The sequence below is a fragment of the Pseudomonas sp. 2822-15 genome, assembly GCF_002742515.1.
GTDB classification, from domain to species: Bacteria; Pseudomonadota; Gammaproteobacteria; order Pseudomonadales; family Pseudomonadaceae; genus Aquipseudomonas; species Aquipseudomonas salomonii.
On record NZ_LJRY01000209.1, the window covers coordinates 408,826 to 425,350 of the forward strand.

The following is a 16,525-nucleotide window of genomic DNA, read 5'->3' on the forward strand; positions in this document are numbered from 1 at the left end:
TCCTACGACCCACCATCTTGGTTACAATCACCGCCCTCACCCACTCTCCCAAGGAACCACCATGTCCGGGCTTGAACTGTTCGCCGCCGCCCTGGGGGTGATCGCTGTCTGGCTGACGGTCAAACAAAACCCTTGGTGCTGGCCCATCGGGCTGGTGATGGTGCTGCTCTACACCTGGGTGTTCTTCGACGTAAAACTCTACTCCGACATGCTCCTGCAAGTGGTCTACGCCGGCCTGCAACTCTATGGCTGGTGGCAATGGACCCGCGCCGGTGAGGTCAAGCAGGGCCGCCAGGTCACAAGCCTGGGCTGGCCCGCGATCATGGTCAGCCTCGCCGTCGGCGCCGTGTTCAGCGCGTTGCTCGGCGCCGCCATGGCCCACTGGACCGATGCCGCGCAACCCTGGCTGGATGCCGCCCTCACCGGTTTCAGCCTGGTGGCGCAAATGTGGATGGCACAAAAACGCGTGCAATGCTGGGCGCTGTGGATCGCCGTGGACGTGATCTTCGTCGGCCTGTTTCTCTACAAAGGCCTGTACCTCACCGCCGCGCTGTATGCACTGTTCACCGTGATCGCCGTGCAGGGCTGGCGTGAATGGCGCGCCGACCCGGCGTTGCACGCATGAAAGTGGTGGTACTGGCCGGCCCCGAATCCAGCGGCAAAAGCTGGCTGGCCGCGCAACTGTACGCCCGCTTCGGTGGGCTGATGGTGGGTGAATACGTGCGCTATTTCATCGACCATCACCAGCGCGACACCACCCTGGCGGACATCCCGGCCATCGCCCGTGGCCAACTGGCCTGGGAAGACGCCGCCCGCGCCGAGCAGCCTCACCTGCTGATCCTCGACACGAACCTGCTGACCAACAAGCTCTGGAGCCAGACCCTGTTCGGTGACTACCCGGCGTGGCTGGATGACGAGCTGCTGGCCCGCCATTACGACCTGCACCTGCTGCTGTCCCCCGAGGACGTGGAATGGAGCGCCGACGGCCAGCGCTGCCAACCAGAGTTGGCGGATCGCCGAGTGTTTTTCCAGGGCAGCCTGGACTGGATCGAACAGCACCAACAACCCGCCCTGGTGATACGTGGCGACTGGGAAGCACGCCGCGCCACAGCCCTTGAGGCGGTCGAGCAACTGCTTGCCCAGCCGCGCCAAGGGCAATGTCTAACGCCTCAGTAGCCCAAGGACAAACCGGTGTTACGACGCGGGTCGTTCGCCCCGTAGAAACGGTTGTTGCCCACCGGCTTGCCGCCCAGCGAAGGCGCGCCCACCAGGATCGCCGCCAAGTGGTTGGCATCCTGGGGACCGGCAAACTTATGGCCCCAGCTTTCCAGAATCTTCTGGGTGTCCGGGCTCACCGCGAAGGTTTCCAGGTTGGTGGTCTCAGGCATCCACTGTTGGTGGAACCGCGGCGCGTCCACGGCTTCCTGGATGTTCATTTTGTAGTCGATGACATTGAGGATGGTCAGCAAAGTCGCGGTGATAATCCGGCTGCCGCCCGGCGTACCGACCACCATCACTGCCTTGCCATCCTTGGTGACGATGGTCGGGCTCATCGATGACAACGGCGCCTTGCCCGGTGCGATAGCGTTGGCTTCGCCCTGCACCAGCCCGTACATGTTCGGCACGCCGACCTTGACGGTGAAGTCGTCCATTTCATCGTTGAGGATCACCCCGGTTTTGCTCGCCATCACGCCGGCACCGAACCAGTCGTTGAGGGTGTAGGTCACGGACACCGCGTTGCCCCACTTGTCGACGATGGAATAGTGGGTGGTGTTGTTGCCTTCATGGGGCGACACACCTGGCTTGATCGCCTGGGAATCCCCGGCTTTCTGCGGTTCGATGGCGGCGCGCAGCTTGGCGGCGTAGTCCTTGTCCAACAGGTGCGCGATGGGGTTCTTGACGAAATCCGGGTCGCCCAGGTAGCTGTTGCGGTCCACGTAGGCATGACGCATGGCTTCGATCTGGTAGTGCAGGCCCTGGGCCGAGTGATAACCCAGGTCGGCCATCGGGTAGCCTTCGAGGATGTTCATGATCTGGCAGATCACCACGCCGCCGGAGCTTGGCGGCGGCGCCGAGACCACGTGGTAGCCACGGTAGTCGCACTCGATGGGCGCCAGCTCGCGGGTCTTGTACTTGTCGAGGTCGGCCTGGGTGATGATGCCCTTGCCGGCCTGGCTGGAGTCCACCAGCGCCTTGGCGACCCAGCCTTTATAGAAGCCGTCGGTGCCCTTGGCGGAGATTTCCTTGAGGGTCTTGGCCAGGTCTTTCTGCACCAGCTTCTGGCCGACCTGCATCGGCTGGCCGTTGTGCAGGAAGATCCCGCGCAGGTCCTTGTCTTTTTCAAACTCGCCGGTGGCGGTGTGCAGCAGGTCGATATCGCCCTGCTCCAGTTCAAAGCCGTTTTCGGCCAGTTTGATCGCCGGGGCAATCACCTGGGCGCGCTTGAGGGTGCCGTATTTGTTCAGCGCGGTTTCCATGCCGGACACGGTGCCGGGTACGCCGACGGCCAAGTGGCCCTTGGCGCTGAGGCCGTCGATGACCTTGCCGTCTTTGTCCAGGTACATGTCGGCGGTGGCTGCCAACGGGGCTTTTTCACGGAAGTCGAGGAAGGTCTTGCGCCCATCTGCCAGTTGCACGGTCATAAAGCCGCCGCCGCCGAGGTTGCCCGCTGCCGGGTACACCACGGCCAGCGCATAGCCCACGGCACCCGCCGCATCCACCGCGTTGCCGCCGGCCTTGAGCACCTCCACGCCGACATGAGTGGCCAAATGCTGGGCGGTCACCACCATGCCATTTTCACCGGCCACCGGGGCCTGTGACGCGGCTTGCACACCGCTGACCGTCAGCACCAGCGCAGTGGCAATCAGGGTACGGCTGAAGGGTTGGTATTTCATCCATGGCTACTCTATTTATTGAGGTGCACCAAAATAGCCCGACTCGAATCCAATCCCCAGCGCAATGGCGTTTTTATTACAGAACTTGTCGGTCATAGAACGGGCTCGAAAAAGCCCATGCTATATTTCGCGCCCAGACTGGCGGCAAGGCGCTTTGTGATGGCGATCAAAAAGACCGGGATTCGGGCGCAACAGGCCGACCAGACACGTGCACGCATCTTGCAGGCGGCGGTCAAGGTGTTCACCCGCGACGGCTATTCCGGTGGGCGCGTCGACACCATTTCCAAGGCCGCGGACTCCAACGACCGCATGCTTTATTACTATTTCGGCAGCAAGGAACACTTGTTCGTCTGTGTGCTGGAACAGGTCTACGAACAGTTCAATAAAGCCGAAAGCACACTCAAGCTGGACCTGGGCGACCCCGTGCAAGCCTTGCGTGAATTGGTGGCCTTTATCTGGAGCTACTACGTCAAGCACCCCGAGTTCGTGGCGATCCTGAGCATCGAGAACCTGCACCAGGGTAAACATGCCCGGCAGTCGGGTGAGATGCGCAGGCTGTCGGGCGAAGCGGTTGGCGTGTTACGCCCGATCATCGAAGCCGGCCAGACCCAGGGTGTGTTTCGCCAGGACATCGACCTCAAACACGTGTATTTGATGATTGCCTCGCTGTGCTACTTCTATAACTCCAACCGCCACACCCTCAGTTCATTCCTCGGTGAAGATTTGGCGGACAAGGGACAGCAGCAGGATTGGCTGGGGTTTATCAGTGACTTGGTGCTGCGGGGTGTAACGCCGATTTCCCGATAGAAACCGGTTCATCCTGTGGGAGCTGGCTTGCTCGCGAATGCGGTATATCAGTGACTGATGAATTGACTGACCCACCGCATTCACGAGCAAGCCAGCTCCCACAGTTTTAACCGCGTCCTGTCAGTGAGTGCCAGGGTTGGCGCGCAGGTGCGCGACCTTTTGTTCCAGGCCCTTCCACTGCGGCGCATTGGGTGCAAAGCGCGTGCGCAGGTAGGCCACCAGATCCGCTACCTGGCCATTCGACAGGCTGTTCTTGAACCCCGGCATATACCCCAAGTCCCGGGTCGCCGGGTTGCTGATGCCTTGCAAGATCACCTGGATCAAATTATCCGGCTGATCGCTGAACACGTTGGTATTGCTCGCCAATGACGGGCTCACCCCAAACAGCTTCGGCCCCAGGCCATCGGCGTGACAGGCCTTGCACGAACCTTCGAATACACGTCGGCCATTGGGGTTCGCAACAGTCGCAACCTGGACTTGCGCCTCGGCAGTTGCCTCGCCCTTGAGCGACGCCAGGTACACCGCCATCGCACGAATATCGGCCTTGGGCAGCTTTGCCAACTCACTCACCACCGGCCCCATCGGGCCTGCCGCCACGCCATGGGCATCGGAATAGCCGGTGCTCAGGTAATTGAACAACTGGTCCTCGGTCCACGGCGTCGGTGCCTTGGACTGGCCCGTCAACGCCGGTGCCTCCCAGCCATCGACCACGCCCCCGGCAAGGAAGGATTTTCCGCCCTTCTGCGCCCCCATCAGGTTGCGCGGCGAGTGGCACGCGGCGCAGTGCCCCAGGCCATTGACCAGGTAATTGCCGCGATTCCACTGCGCGCTGCGCTCAGGCTGTGGGGTGATTTCACCCCGCCGCAGGTTCAGTGCATTCCAGCCCGCCATCAACGGCCGGAAATTGAACGGAAAGCGCATGGCATTCGGCGTCGGCGCCTGGCTCACCGGCGCCTGGGACATCAGGTAGGCATACAGCGCCTGCGTGTCCGCCTCATTGATATTGCGAAACGCCGTATAGGGAAACGCCGGGTACAGGTTGCGCCCATCGCGGCCAATGCCGTCACGCATCGCCCGCTCGAATGCCGGGTACGACCAGGCGCCGATGCCGGTTTTCACGTCTGGCGTGATATTGCTGCTGTACAGCGTGCCGAACGGCGTTTGCATGGCCAGGCCGCCGGCATTCGCGGTGCCACCCGGCGCGGTATGGCACACCGCGCAATCGCCCACCGCCGCCAGCAAGCGCCCGCGTTCGAGGGTAGCCTTGGACCAGGTGCCCGCGCCGGGCGGCGCGATCGGTGCGATTTCGTTGTGAAACGGCCAGGCCGTCGCCATCAGCGCCCCCAAGGTGGCAAACAACGCACCGAACCACCACTTCCTGCGTTTTTCCGGCGACTTGGCAGGCTCACCAAGGGTGCCGGCGTTCAGCGCCGCCAACACCCGCTCGGGCGTTATCGGCAACTCGCGAAAACGAATACCGGTGGCGTCATAGATCGCATTGGCAATCGCCGCCGCACTCGGCACCGAGGCCGACTCACCGGCGCCCATGGGCGGCTGGTCCTGGCGCGGCATCATCAGCACGTCGATCTGCGGCACTTCGGGGAAGGTCAGGATCGGGTAGCCGCCCCACTCCTTGCTCGCCACCGTCGACTCTTCAAAGGTCACTCGCTCCTTGAGCACACGGCTGGTGGACTGGATCACATTGCCGTGGATCTGATGCTGCACGCCCGCCGGGTTGATCATCATCCCCGAGTCATGGCCGATCACCACCCGCGTCACCGACACATCGCCGGTGTGTTTGTCGATCGCCACGTCCGCCACCCATGCCGCCCACGCCGCGCCGAAGCCGGGGAACTTGCTGTGGATATAGCGCGCATAGGCAAAGCCGCGACCGCGCAACAGGTGGTCATCGCTGGCGGTTTGCATCGGCGCCGTGCGCGGCGCCCAGTTGGCCCGTTCGGCGGTGGATTTGACCAACTCGATGGCGCGCTCGTCCTTGAGGTAGCGCAGGCGGTATTCCACCGGGTCGACGCCCGTAGCGAAGGCCAACTCGTCGATATAGGATTCATGCGCAAAGGTGTTGGGCAACGCCGATACGCCGCGCATCCACGAGGCGCGCACGATGGGCGCCATGTCGTTGATGGTCACGCGCATATTGTCGATGGCGTAGGGCGGGATCGAGGTGCGGTCGCCCATCTCGAACATCGCCGCCACCGGCTCCACGCGGCCAGTGAGTAACAGCGCCAGGGTCGGCGCGCCGTTGGACGGGTAGCTGGTTTCAAAATCATAGGCGGCGATGCTGCCGTCGGCATTGAGCCCGCCGTCCACATCCATCAACTGCGCGGTGCCCTTGGGTTCCCACAGGTGTTCCTGTTCGCGGGTCAGTTGCACCCGCACCGGCTTGCCCACCGCGCGCGACAACAGCAACGCATCGGCGCACACGTCGTCCGCGCAGTTACGCCCGTAACAGCCGGCGGCTTCCATGCGGATCACGTCGATCAACGCTTCGTCGCATTCCAGCAACCACGCCAAGTCGGCGCGCAGCAGGTGCGGGTTCTGGCTGCCCGACCACACGCGGCTGCCGGTTGCTTGATAGTCCGCCACGCCACACGAAGGCCCGATCGAGCCATGCATCTGGTACGGCCACAAATAGCTGCGCGGCATGCGCTGGCTGGCGCCCGCCAGGGCTTCGTCGACATTGCCCTGGTCGAGCACCGTGCGGCGTACCCGTGGGTTGTCGCGGACGGCTTGCTCGACATCGCTCATGTCCGGCAAAGCGTTGCGCCACGGCTTCCAGTGCACCTGGAGTGCGTGGGCGGCCTTGATCGCCTGTTCTTCGCGCAACGCCACCACGCCGACAAAATCGCGAATCACCACCACCGCGACAATGCCGGGGATATGCGCGATGGACGCCTCATCCACACTCAGCAGGCTGTTGCCGACAAAATCGCCGCAGTCGAGCCCGGCATACGGTGGGCGGACCACGCGGCCATGGAGCATGTCCGGCACACGCATGTCGTGCACATAGGTCAGCTCGCCGGTGGCCTTGCCGGGGATATCCACGCGCGCGGCGTCCTTGCCGACCAGGCGATAATCCTCGACGGGTTTTAACGGCGCCTCGCCGCTGATGCGCAACTGATCATGCTGGCCGCTGACCAGTTCGCCGTAGGTGGTGGTGCGCCCGTCGGCGGCGTGCACTACCCCGGCTTCAACCTTGAGGCTGCCGGTGCTCACACCCCAGCGCGCCGCTGCGCGCGCGAGCAAAAAGCGCCGTGCTTCGGCGGCCGCATTACGCAGGGGGACCGCCGAAATCTGCAAGGTCGCGCTGGCGATGGTGGCGCCCTGGTTGGGCGCGCGCTCGGTATCGCCCAGCACCATCTTGACCTGCTGCAGGTTCAGGTCCAACTCCTCGGCCACAATCTGCGCCAGCGAGGTGCGAATGCCGGTGCCCAGGTCCACATGGCCGTTGAAGGCATACACCAGGCCGTCATCGTTTACCGCTATGAACAATCCCAGTTCCTTGGGTTTAACGGTGGGTGTGCCGCCCTTGGCCACCGGGCCGGAAGGTGGCAGCACATCATCGACAATCAATAACACGCCAGCCTTGGCCAGCCATTGCTCACGGGACATATCCGTCATGGTCGGCCCTCCACGCTCATAAGGTGCGCGGCACGCAGCACGGCGCGCAGGATTTCGATATGGGTGCCGCAACGGCACAGGTTGCCCGACAGCTCATTGCGCACCTGGGCTTCGCTGGGGTTGGGGTTGCGGTCGAGCAACGCCTTGGCGGTCATGATCATGCCATTGAGGCAATAACCGCACTGCGCCGCCTGCTCATCGATAAAGGCTTGCTGCACCGGGTGCGGCGCCTGGCGAGTGCCGAGGCCTTCGAGGGTGACAATCTCGCGCCCGGCTGCACCCGCCAGTGGAAACACGCACGACCGCGCCGCCACGCCATCAATGATCACGGTGCAGGCACCGCACTCGCCCAGGCCGCAGCCGTACTTGGGGCCGTTGAGTTGCAGGTCATTGCGCAGCACCAGCAGCAGCGGCGTATCCGCCATCGCACTGACTTCGCGAGTGTGGCCGTTGACCTTGAGACCAACGGTGATGGGTGGACTGATCATTCGCTTCGCCTGTATCAGTTGATGAAGCAACCACTACACGAAACAGTCAAAAAAAAGCGTCGCGGATGTGGGGCCTCGCGACACACTTGACACGTGAAGTGACTACTACATGAACTCAGAGCAAAAACGATGCCAGCGCCGTTTTATTCCTGCGGGTCGTCGATCATCTTGCGCAGCAGGAACAGCACCGCCACCCGCTCTGCGGGGTTGAGGTTGCTCATGGTCAGCTCGCTGATCTGCGCGGCGCGCGGCGCGGTTTGCGTGACCAGTTCGGCGCCGGCTGGCGACAGGTCGACCACCACTTTGCGTTTGTCCTGGGGATCCGGCTCCAGGGTAATCAGCGCCTTGCTCTTGAGCCGCTCGACGATACCGCGAATGGTCGCCTGGTCGACGGCCGTGGCCTTGACCAGCTCGGTGAGGGAACTTGCACCCTGATCGCGCAGCGCACACAGGGTGACGAACTGCACGGCGGTGAGCTGCGAGTCGCCGACATTCTGCTGAAAGATCGCCAAGTGGCGCTGGTAGGCCTTGCGCAGCAGGTGGCCAACTTGTTCAGAGAAAACGTAGGAATCAGGCACGGCGTGGCTCGGTGGGTGATTGGCGATGGTGGGCATGATGGCGGGGATGGTGAACGGACTCAAGCCTGGAGCTGACGGAACACTTCAAACTGTGGGAGCTGGCTTGCCTGCGATAGCGCCGGGTCAGCCAGCCATGATGTGACTGACAGACCGCTATCGCAGGCAAGCCAGCTCCCACAGTTGAACACTCAGCGTGCCAGGGACGCTTGCGGTGCGACTACATCTCCCGCAATCACCACCGCCTCATCATCCAGGTACACATCACAATTTCGCAGCGGAATATCCATATGGCACGGCGTCTTGCGCGTGCCGCCCACTTCGGTATTCGGCCCGGTGGAGAACAGGAAGTTGCCGTAGAACGCCCGTGCATCCATGCACATGCCGTCGTTTTTGTCGTGCAAGCCCATGGCCGTCCATTGCGCCTTGGGCTGCAAGCCCCAGCCGATATGGGAGATGCCGTACACCTCGGGGTCATTGAAATACTTCATGTAATCGCGCAGGTACTCGGCCTCGAAACCACCGTGGATTCTGGTGATAAAGCCCTTCTCGATCTCCAGGGTGATCGTCTCGCGGGTGTAGGTCTTGAACGGCAGCAGGATGTCGCCGATATCCAGCACCAGCACGCCCTCGGCGGTTTCTTCGTTGGGCCACGAAAACAGGAAACCACTCGGCCAATGGTCCCAGCGCCCTGGCTCATCGGCAAAACCGTACTCGGTGACCGACGGGTATTGGCCCAGTGCGGCGCGAAAATCACTGCCGGCGCGGGATTTGACGTGGATCGAGCGGGCCTTCTTCAGCAACTGCTCGGCCGCCAGCACACGCACCTTATCGGCTTCGGTGGGCAGCATGCGCGCCAGCACTTCCGGCGGTTCCACGGCCAGCAGGATGCGCGTGCCGGTCTTGAGGATCTGCTCCTGCTCCGGCGAGTGCAGCAGCATCATGGTGTCGACGATCAGGTCGGCGGCCTCCAACGCGCGCTGGGCGGCGATATTGCCGGTGAGCGCGGTGTCGCCGCAATAGGCGGTCATGTCGTTGCCCATGGCCTTGGGATGGTTGAACGACGGCAATTCCACCGCATACACCTTGGCCCCCAGGCGCTGCGCCGCGTCCATCGCAGCACGCACGGTGCGCGGGTCGGAGTAATGGCTCTTGAGCACGGCGACGCTCTGGGTCGGGTCAACCTTCGACAGTTTCAACACGTGCTCAAACATGTGGGTGAGTTCGCAATCGCTTACCGGCATTTTCCTGTCTCCTGTGGGGCTGCACCAAGTTCAAGCATCAAGCTTCACTCCGGTGCATTTTTATAGTGTGTACACCAATTAAAAACGATAAGACCCGAATTTAAGACGAACTGCAAGTGGTGCACCAAAACGTTACCAATCCACACAAACCCTACAGATAAAGGCCAAAACCGTTACAGAGGATAAATACGGTCAAACAATAAAATTTTAAATGCAGGCTTCCCATTTCAAAAAATGAGCGTATACACTTTAAAAACCTTGCGGACAGATGCCGCCAAAATCAAAAAGAGAGAGGTTTACGCCCCATGGGAAGCACACAGAAAATCGCCATCGTCGGTGCCGGCCTGGGCGGCGCGGCGGCGGCCACCCTGCTGCAGCAAGCCGGTTTCGACGTCGATATCTACGAACAGGCGCAGGAGTTTTCCCGCTTGGGTGCAGGCATCCACATGGGGCCTAACATCATGAAAATCTTCCGCCGCATGGGCATCGAAAAACAGCTGGACCTGATGGGCTCGCACCCCGAGCACTGGTTCAGCCGTTGCGGCGAAAGCGGTGACTACCTCTCGCGCATCCCACTCACCGGCTATGGCGCCTCCTACATCACCGTGCACCGTGGCGACTTGCACGCATTGCAAATGTCGACCCTCAAACCCGGCACCCTGCACTTCAACAAGCGTCTGGAAAGCCTCGAAGAAACCGATACCCAAGTGCGCCTGACCTTCGCCGACGGCGAAGTGACCTACGCCGACATCGTGATCGGCGCCGACGGCATCAACTCCAGGATCCGCGAAGAGCTGCTCGGCGTGGAAAAACCGTTGTACAGCGGCTGGGTCGCGCACCGTGCGCTGATCCGTAGCGACCAGTTGGCCAAGTACGACTTGAAGTTCGAAGACTGCATCAAGTGGTGGACCGAGGACCGCCACATGATGGTCTACTACACCACCGGCAAGCGCGACGAGTACTACTACGTGACCGGCGTGCCCCATGCCGAATGGGACTTCCAGGGCGCGTTCGTGGACAGCAGCCGCGAAGAGATGTTCGACGCGTTCAAGGGCTACCACCCCACCGTGCAGGCGCTGATCGAGTCCACCGAAAGCGTGACCAAATGGCCGCTGCGCAACCGTAACCCGTTGCCGCTGTGGAGCCGTGGCCGCCTGGTGTTGCTGGGCGACGCCTGCCACCCGATGAAACCGCACATGGCCCAGGGCGCCGGCATGGCCATCGAAGATGCGGCCATGCTCACCCGTTGCCTGCAGGAAACCGGCATCAGCGACTACCGCACGGCGTTCCAGCTCTACGAAGCCAACCGCAAGGAACGCGCGTCCCGCGTACAAGCGGTGTCCAACGCCAACACCTGGCTGCGCACCCAGGAAGACCCGGCCTGGGTCTACGGTTATGACCTGTACGCCCAGGAGCTGAAATCGGGGGTGGCCGCGTGAGTACCCTTCTGTTCGGCGCCCATGTGCAAGCCAATGGCATTCGCCAGCACTACCTGCGCTACGGCGGCAAAGGCCCGGCGCTGATTTTGATCCCGGGCATCACCAGCCCGGCGATTACCTGGGGCTTTGTGGCTGAGCGCCTTGGCGCCCGGTTCGACACTTACGTGCTGGATGTGCGCGGGCGCGGTTTGTCGTCCACCGGGCCGCAATTGGACTACAGCGCAGACACCTGCGCCGAGGACATCGGCGCGTTTGCCGATGCGCTTGGGCTCGATAGCTACGACCTGGTCGGCCACTCCATGGGCGCGCGGTTTGCCGCGCACAGCGCGGTCATGCACCCCCAGGGCGTAAACCGCGTGGTGCTGATCGACCCGCCTGTGTCCGGCCCCGGCCGGCGTGAATACCCCAGCAAGCTGCCATGGTACGTCGACTCGATCCGCCAATCGCTGGTCGGCATGGACGCTGATGCGATGCGCGCCTTTTGCGCCACCTGGACCGTCGAGCAACTGCAGCTGCGCGCCGAGTGGCTGCACACCTGTTATGAGCCGGCCATCGTGCGTGCCTTCAACGACTTCCACACGGTCGACTTCCACCAGCACCTGCCCAAGCTCAAGGCCCCTGCCCTGTTGATGGTGGCCGGGCGCGGCGGCGTGATCCTCAACGAAGACATCGCCGAAATCCAGGACCTGCAGCCCGCGCTCCAGGTCGCCCACGTGCCGAACGCCGGGCACATGATTCCGTGGGATGACCTTGAGGGCTTTTTTGCCGCCCTCGACGGCTTCCTCACACAACAATAAGGACGCCACCCATGCTCAAGCCTTACCGCATCGGCCAGATCGTGCCGAGCTCCAACACCACCATGGAAACCGAGATCCCGGCGATGCTTAATGCGCGCCAGGTAATCCGTCCCGAACGCTTTACCTTTCACTCCAGCCGCATGCGCATGAAGCAGGTGCGCAAGGAAGAACTGGCGGCCATGGACGGCGAGTCCGACCGTTGCGCCATCGAGCTGTCCGACGCCAAGGTCGACGTGCTGGGTTATGCGTGCCTGGTGGCAATCATGGCCATGGGTCTGGGTTATCACCGCAATTCCGAACAGCGCTTGCGTAAAGCCACCGCAGACAACGATGCCAACGCGCCGGTGATCACCAGCGCCGGCGCCTTGATCGAAGGCTTGAAAGTGATGGGCGCCAAGCGCATCGCCATCGTCGCGCCGTACATGAAGCCGCTGACCGAGCTGGTGGTGAACTACATCCGCGAAGAAGGCTTTGACGTGGTGGACTGGCGCGCCCTGGAGATCCCCGACAACCTCGAAGTGGCGCGCCACGACCCGGCCAACTTGCCGGCGATCGTCGCCGGCATGAACCTGGAAGGTGTGGACGTGATCGTGCTCTCGGCCTGCGTGCAGATGCAGTCGCTGCCGGTGGTGGCCAAGGTTGAAGCGCAAACCGGCAAACCGGTGCTCACCGCCGCCATCGCCACCACTTACGCGATGCTCAAGGCCTTGGACCTGGAGCCTGTCGTGCCCGGCGCCGGCGCCTTGCTGTCCGGCGCTTACTGAGGAGTTTTACGATGAGCGAACAATCCGCCGACGCCAACTACCAGGGCGTCTGGGGCAATCGCATCGGCTTCGGCAAAAAATCCGCGCTGCTGATGATCGACTTTATGCAGGGCTACACCACCGAAGGCGCGCCGTTGTATGCCCCTGAAGTGGTGGTGGCCGTGGCTGAAAGCGTCGAGCTGCTGGCCACTGCTCGCCAGCACGGGATTACGGTGGTGCACACCAATATCCGCTACCATCCCGGCCATTTCGCCGATGGCGGTATCTGGGTCAAGAAAGCCCCGGTGATGAAAGACATGGTCGAGGGCAACCCACTCGCCGCGTTCTGTATCGAGGTGTTGCCCCAGGCAAATGAAGTGGTGATCACCAAGCAGTACGCCAGCGCCTTCTTCGGCAGCAGCCTGGCCCCGATGCTGCACGCCCAAGGCATCGACACCGTGGTGCTGGCCGGCTGTTCCACCAGCGGCTGCATCCGCGCCACCGCCGTGGATGCGGTGCAGCATGGGTTTCGCACCATCGTCGTACGCGAATGCGTCGGCGACCGACACCCGGCGCCCCATGCAGCCAATCTGTTCGACATCGACAGTAAGTATGGCGATGTGGTGAGCAAGCAGGAGGCGATGAGCAAGTTCAAGGAGCAATAAACGACTACGAAGAACTGCGCCACAGAGCGCGGTCTTGCACAAAACTGTGAGCCGCCCCCGCCCAACGGTGGGAGCTGGCTTGCCGGCGATGACGGAGTGTCAGGCAACATAATTGTTGCTGACCCACCGCTATCGCAGGCAAGCCAGCTCCCACATTGAAAAGCCGGTGCAGCTTTCAGTCTTCTGTCACTGCCTTTGGACGTCGCTTTTACAGCACGCCGAAGTGCTGGAAAAAAGCGGCTGTATAAAAACCATAAGTCACCGCCAGGAGACACCCCCAATGCCCATTGCGAATGCAGCACCCGCGACTACGGTCGCCGAACCCGTTACCACGCTTTACCACAAGATCACCTGGAAGCTGATTCCGTTCCTGTGTTTCTGCTACCTGGCCGCCTACCTGGACCGCATCAACATCGGCTTCGCCAAGTTGCAGATGCTTGACCAGCTGCACTTCAGCGAAACCGCGTTCGGCCTGGGGGCCGGCTTGTTTTTCGTCGGCTATATCATCTTTGAAGTGCCCAGCAACCTGGTACTTGAGCGGGTCGGCGCGAAGATCTGGATCGCACGCATCATGATCACCTGGGGCCTGCTCTCGGCCTGCACCATGCTGGTCACTTCCACCACCCAGTTCTACATCCTGCGCTTTCTGCTCGGCGCCGCCGAAGCGGGCTTTTTGCCGGGCGTTTTGTATTACCTGACCACCTGGTTCCCGACGCACCGACGCGGGCGCATCATCGCGCTGTTCATGATCGGCCTGCCGTTGTCCAGCGTCATCGGCGGCCCGCTGTCAGGCTGGATCATGGGCCACTTCGACAACCTGGGCGGCCTGCGTGGCTGGCAGTGGCTGTTCCTGATCGAGGCGGTGCCCAGCGTCCTGCTTGGCGTGCTGACCTTCTGGGCATTGCCCAATTCCTTTCAGCAGGCCAAATGGCTGTCGGACGAAGAAAAAGCCTTGCTGGAAAGCGAACTGCGCAAGGACGAAGCCGACGCCACCGGCAGCAAGCACAGCTTCCGTGACGGCTTCTTCAACCTCAAGGTGTGGATGCTCGGCGGCATCGACTTTTCGATTCTGCTCAGCGCCTACGCCATGGGGTTCTGGATGCCGACCTTCATCCGCAACGCCGGGGTGACCGACACCTTCCACATCGGCGTGCTGACTGCATTGCCCAGCGTTGCGGCGCTGCTGGGCATGCTGCTGATCGGCGCCAGCTCCGACAAACACCGCGAACGCCGCTGGCACATCATCGTGCCGTTCTTCATCGGCGCAGCGGCGATGGCCACCAGTACGTTCTTTACCCACAGTGTGGTTGCCACCGTGTTGCTGTTCGCCATCGCGTCAGCCGCCATCATCGGCGCCGTGCCGGTGTTTTTCAGCCTGCCGGCAACCTTCCTCAAAGGCACCGCAGCGGCCACCGGCTTTGCCCTGGCCTGTTCGCTGGCGAATATCGCAGGCCTGGTCAGCAACTCGTTGATGGGGGTTGCGATCGACGTCACCGGCAGCAGTGCGGGTGCCTTGTGGTTTTTCGCCGGCTGCCTGATTCTCAGCAGCTTCCTGGTCATCGCCTTGCCGGCGAAACTGGTGAACCGTTAATAACAACAATTTTTTGCGGATGAATCACCCTGCCTACGAAGCAGAAGCAAAAATTCCGGGATGGCTATGTCAACCTGGTGACGCTGCCAACACCCGTAAAAACCTGACGGTTTGAAGCAGAACATGATCTAAATGTGGGAGCGGCAGTGCGACGATTCGCGAGCAAGCCTGCTCCCACATTTTACGGGTGACATGCCTGCAGTATCTGCCGAAGCTTCACCGCCAGCTCAGTGGCCTGTTCCGCCGTCGCCACATTGGTAAAGCCCATCAACACACCCTGTGCACCTCCCGGCTCAAGGGTCCAAGACGACAAGGCGTTAACCGCCAACCCCGCCTCATTGGCGGCCTTGGCAACCACACGATCCGGCATGGGCACCCGCAACCGCGCCAACAGGTTAATCCCCCCGGCCTGTTCATCCACGCGTAAAAAATCCGCGCAATGCAGTTGCAACGCCACCACCAAAAAGCCCCTTCGCAACGCATACAACTGACGCATCTTTTTCAAGTGCCGGGTGAAGTGGCCCTGCTCGAGAAAATCCGCCGCCGTCAGCTGCAACAACTGCGCACCGCGCTGCTGCAAGGCTTCGGCGCTGCGCCCGAACACCTCCACCAACGCCGCCGGCACCACCAGATAGCCCAAGCGCAAGCCCGGAAACAGCATCTTGCTGAAGCTCCCGGCATGGATCACCCGGTCGTGCACGTCCTGGCTCTTGAGCGCCGCCAATGGCTGGCCCTGGTAGCGAAACTCACTGTCGTAATCATCCTCCAACACCCAACTGCCCTGCGCTTGCGCCCAGGCCAGCAACGCCTGGCGCCGCGCCAGGCTCAACGCCACACCCAGCGGGCTCTGGTGGGCCGGCGTGACAATCGCCAATCGCGCCTGCGGCTCACGCTGAATGCCCTGCGCCACATCCAGCCCATCACGGTCGACCGGTACCGGCACCAGCTCAACCCCTTGATGGAGCAACAACTGCCGCGCATGCACATACCCCGGGTCTTCGTACCAGCAGCGCTGCCCGGCCATCTGCAGCGCGTCGCACATCAGGGTCAGGGAGCCGGCATACCCCGAACAGATAAATACCTGTTGGGGGGTGCATTCCACGCCCCGGTACAGCGCGAGATAACTGGCAATCGCCACGCGCAACGTCTGGACGCCGCGCACGTCGCCCATGGCCAGGCTGTCGGCGTCGGTGCGGCGTACCTGCTGGGTGACCAGTCGCGCCCAGAGCTTGCGCGGGAAGGCATCCAGCGCCGGCTGGCCCATTTGCAAGGCTGGCGGCGCCGATGTCGGCGGCGGTGCGGCAGGCTGGGGCTTCATCGCCACCTGCGGCAATGTCCGCGCAATCACAGTGCCCGCCTGCCCACGCGCCTCGAAAAAACCCTCGCTGACCAGCAATTGGTAAGCCGCCTCCACGGTCCCACGGGCGATCTTGAGTTCCAGCGCCAGGCTGCGCACCGACGGCACCCGATCACCGGGGCCGAGTTGGCCCTGGTCGATGGCCAGGCGGAAACGCCGGTAGATTTCCTGATATTTGGGCAATGACGACATCACAAGGGGGCTCGGCAGGACGACAAGGTGGAGTCTGATCATGTCCCAACCCACTTGTCCAATCATGCCCCTGTCGAGCGACCCGGCCACCACC

General features: G+C 62.3%; 14 protein-coding genes. 8 read left to right on the plus strand and 6 right to left on the minus strand.

The window, feature by feature from the left end; translation table 11 throughout:
- Positions 1-61: 61 nt before the first annotated feature.
- Positions 62-625, plus strand: coding sequence for a nicotinamide riboside transporter PnuC (pnuC, locus tag AOA59_RS23965; RefSeq protein WP_056859884.1), 564 nt, complete (start codon positions 62-64; stop codon positions 623-625).
- Positions 622-1,176, plus strand: a complete 555-nt coding sequence (locus AOA59_RS23970; protein WP_099489299.1) for an AAA family ATPase — start codon at positions 622-624, stop codon at positions 1,174-1,176. The genes pnuC and AOA59_RS23970 overlap by 4 nt, the downstream gene beginning before the upstream one ends.
- Here the strand turns inward: AOA59_RS23970 and ggt are convergent.
- Positions 1,170-2,894 carry a gamma-glutamyltransferase gene (gene ggt, locus AOA59_RS23975; protein ID WP_099489300.1) on the minus strand — a complete coding sequence of 575 codons (1,725 nt, stop codon included), beginning with the start codon at positions 2,892-2,894 and terminating at the stop codon, positions 1,170-1,172. The genes AOA59_RS23970 and ggt overlap by 7 nt on opposite strands.
- Before the next feature lie 159 nt (positions 2,895-3,053).
- On the opposite strand from ggt, the gene AOA59_RS23980 reads away from it, so the two are divergent.
- Complete coding sequence (locus tag AOA59_RS23980; RefSeq protein ID WP_065911692.1) at positions 3,054-3,701, plus strand: TetR/AcrR family transcriptional regulator; 648 nt, start codon at positions 3,054-3,056, stop codon at positions 3,699-3,701.
- A gap of 120 nt (positions 3,702-3,821) precedes the next feature.
- On the opposite strand, the gene AOA59_RS23985 is transcribed toward AOA59_RS23980, so the two are convergent.
- From AOA59_RS23985 to AOA59_RS24000, 4 genes are all read right to left on the minus strand, one after another.
- Entirely contained in the window at positions 3,822-7,340 is a 3,519-nt protein-coding gene (locus AOA59_RS23985; RefSeq protein WP_099489301.1) for a molybdopterin cofactor-binding domain-containing protein, read from the minus strand.
- Entirely contained in the window at positions 7,337-7,828 is a 492-nt protein-coding gene (locus AOA59_RS23990) for a (2Fe-2S)-binding protein (protein WP_099489302.1), read from the minus strand. The genes AOA59_RS23985 and AOA59_RS23990 overlap by 4 nt, the downstream gene beginning before the upstream one ends.
- Positions 7,829-7,971: 143 nt before the next feature.
- Entirely contained in the window at positions 7,972-8,406 is a 435-nt protein-coding gene (locus AOA59_RS23995; protein ID WP_083221688.1) for a MarR family winged helix-turn-helix transcriptional regulator, read from the minus strand.
- A 188-nt stretch (positions 8,407-8,594) separates the two neighbouring features.
- Positions 8,595-9,647, minus strand: coding sequence for a 2,5-dihydroxypyridine 5,6-dioxygenase (locus AOA59_RS24000; protein WP_099489303.1), 1,053 nt, complete (start codon positions 9,645-9,647; stop codon positions 8,595-8,597).
- A 305-nt stretch (positions 9,648-9,952) separates the two neighbouring features.
- Between AOA59_RS24000 and AOA59_RS24005 the strand changes: the two genes are divergently transcribed.
- The 5 genes from AOA59_RS24005 to AOA59_RS24025 all read left to right on the plus strand — a co-directional run bounded on the left by AOA59_RS24005 (position 9,953) and on the right by AOA59_RS24025 (position 14,882).
- A complete protein-coding gene (locus AOA59_RS24005; protein WP_099489304.1) occupies positions 9,953-11,086 on the plus strand; it encodes an FAD-dependent monooxygenase in 1,134 nt (377 codons plus the stop codon).
- The gene (locus AOA59_RS24010; protein WP_099489305.1) at positions 11,083-11,883 is read left to right on the plus strand and encodes an alpha/beta fold hydrolase; all 801 of its coding nucleotides are present in this window, start codon (positions 11,083-11,085) and stop codon (positions 11,881-11,883) included. Before AOA59_RS24005 ends, AOA59_RS24010 begins: the two co-directional genes overlap by 4 nt.
- 11 nt (positions 11,884-11,894) lie before the next feature.
- Positions 11,895-12,647: an Asp/Glu racemase gene (locus AOA59_RS24015; protein ID WP_099489306.1), complete on the plus strand. Its 753-nt coding sequence runs from the start codon at positions 11,895-11,897 to the stop codon at positions 12,645-12,647.
- An 11-nt stretch (positions 12,648-12,658) separates the two neighbouring features.
- On the plus strand, positions 12,659-13,291 hold the full coding sequence (locus AOA59_RS24020; RefSeq protein ID WP_099489307.1) for an N-carbamoylsarcosine amidohydrolase: 633 nt from the start codon (positions 12,659-12,661) through the stop codon (positions 13,289-13,291).
- A gap of 280 nt (positions 13,292-13,571) precedes the next feature.
- Positions 13,572-14,882 (plus strand): MFS transporter, encoded by a 1,311-nt coding sequence (locus AOA59_RS24025; protein WP_099489308.1) that lies wholly within the window; start codon positions 13,572-13,574, stop codon positions 14,880-14,882.
- Between the two features lie 181 nt (positions 14,883-15,063).
- On the opposite strand, the gene AOA59_RS24030 is transcribed toward AOA59_RS24025, so the two are convergent.
- Positions 15,064-16,431 (minus strand): PLP-dependent aminotransferase family protein, encoded by a 1,368-nt coding sequence (locus tag AOA59_RS24030; protein WP_099489434.1) that lies wholly within the window; start codon positions 16,429-16,431, stop codon positions 15,064-15,066.
- Between the last annotated feature and the right edge of the window lie 94 nt (positions 16,432-16,525).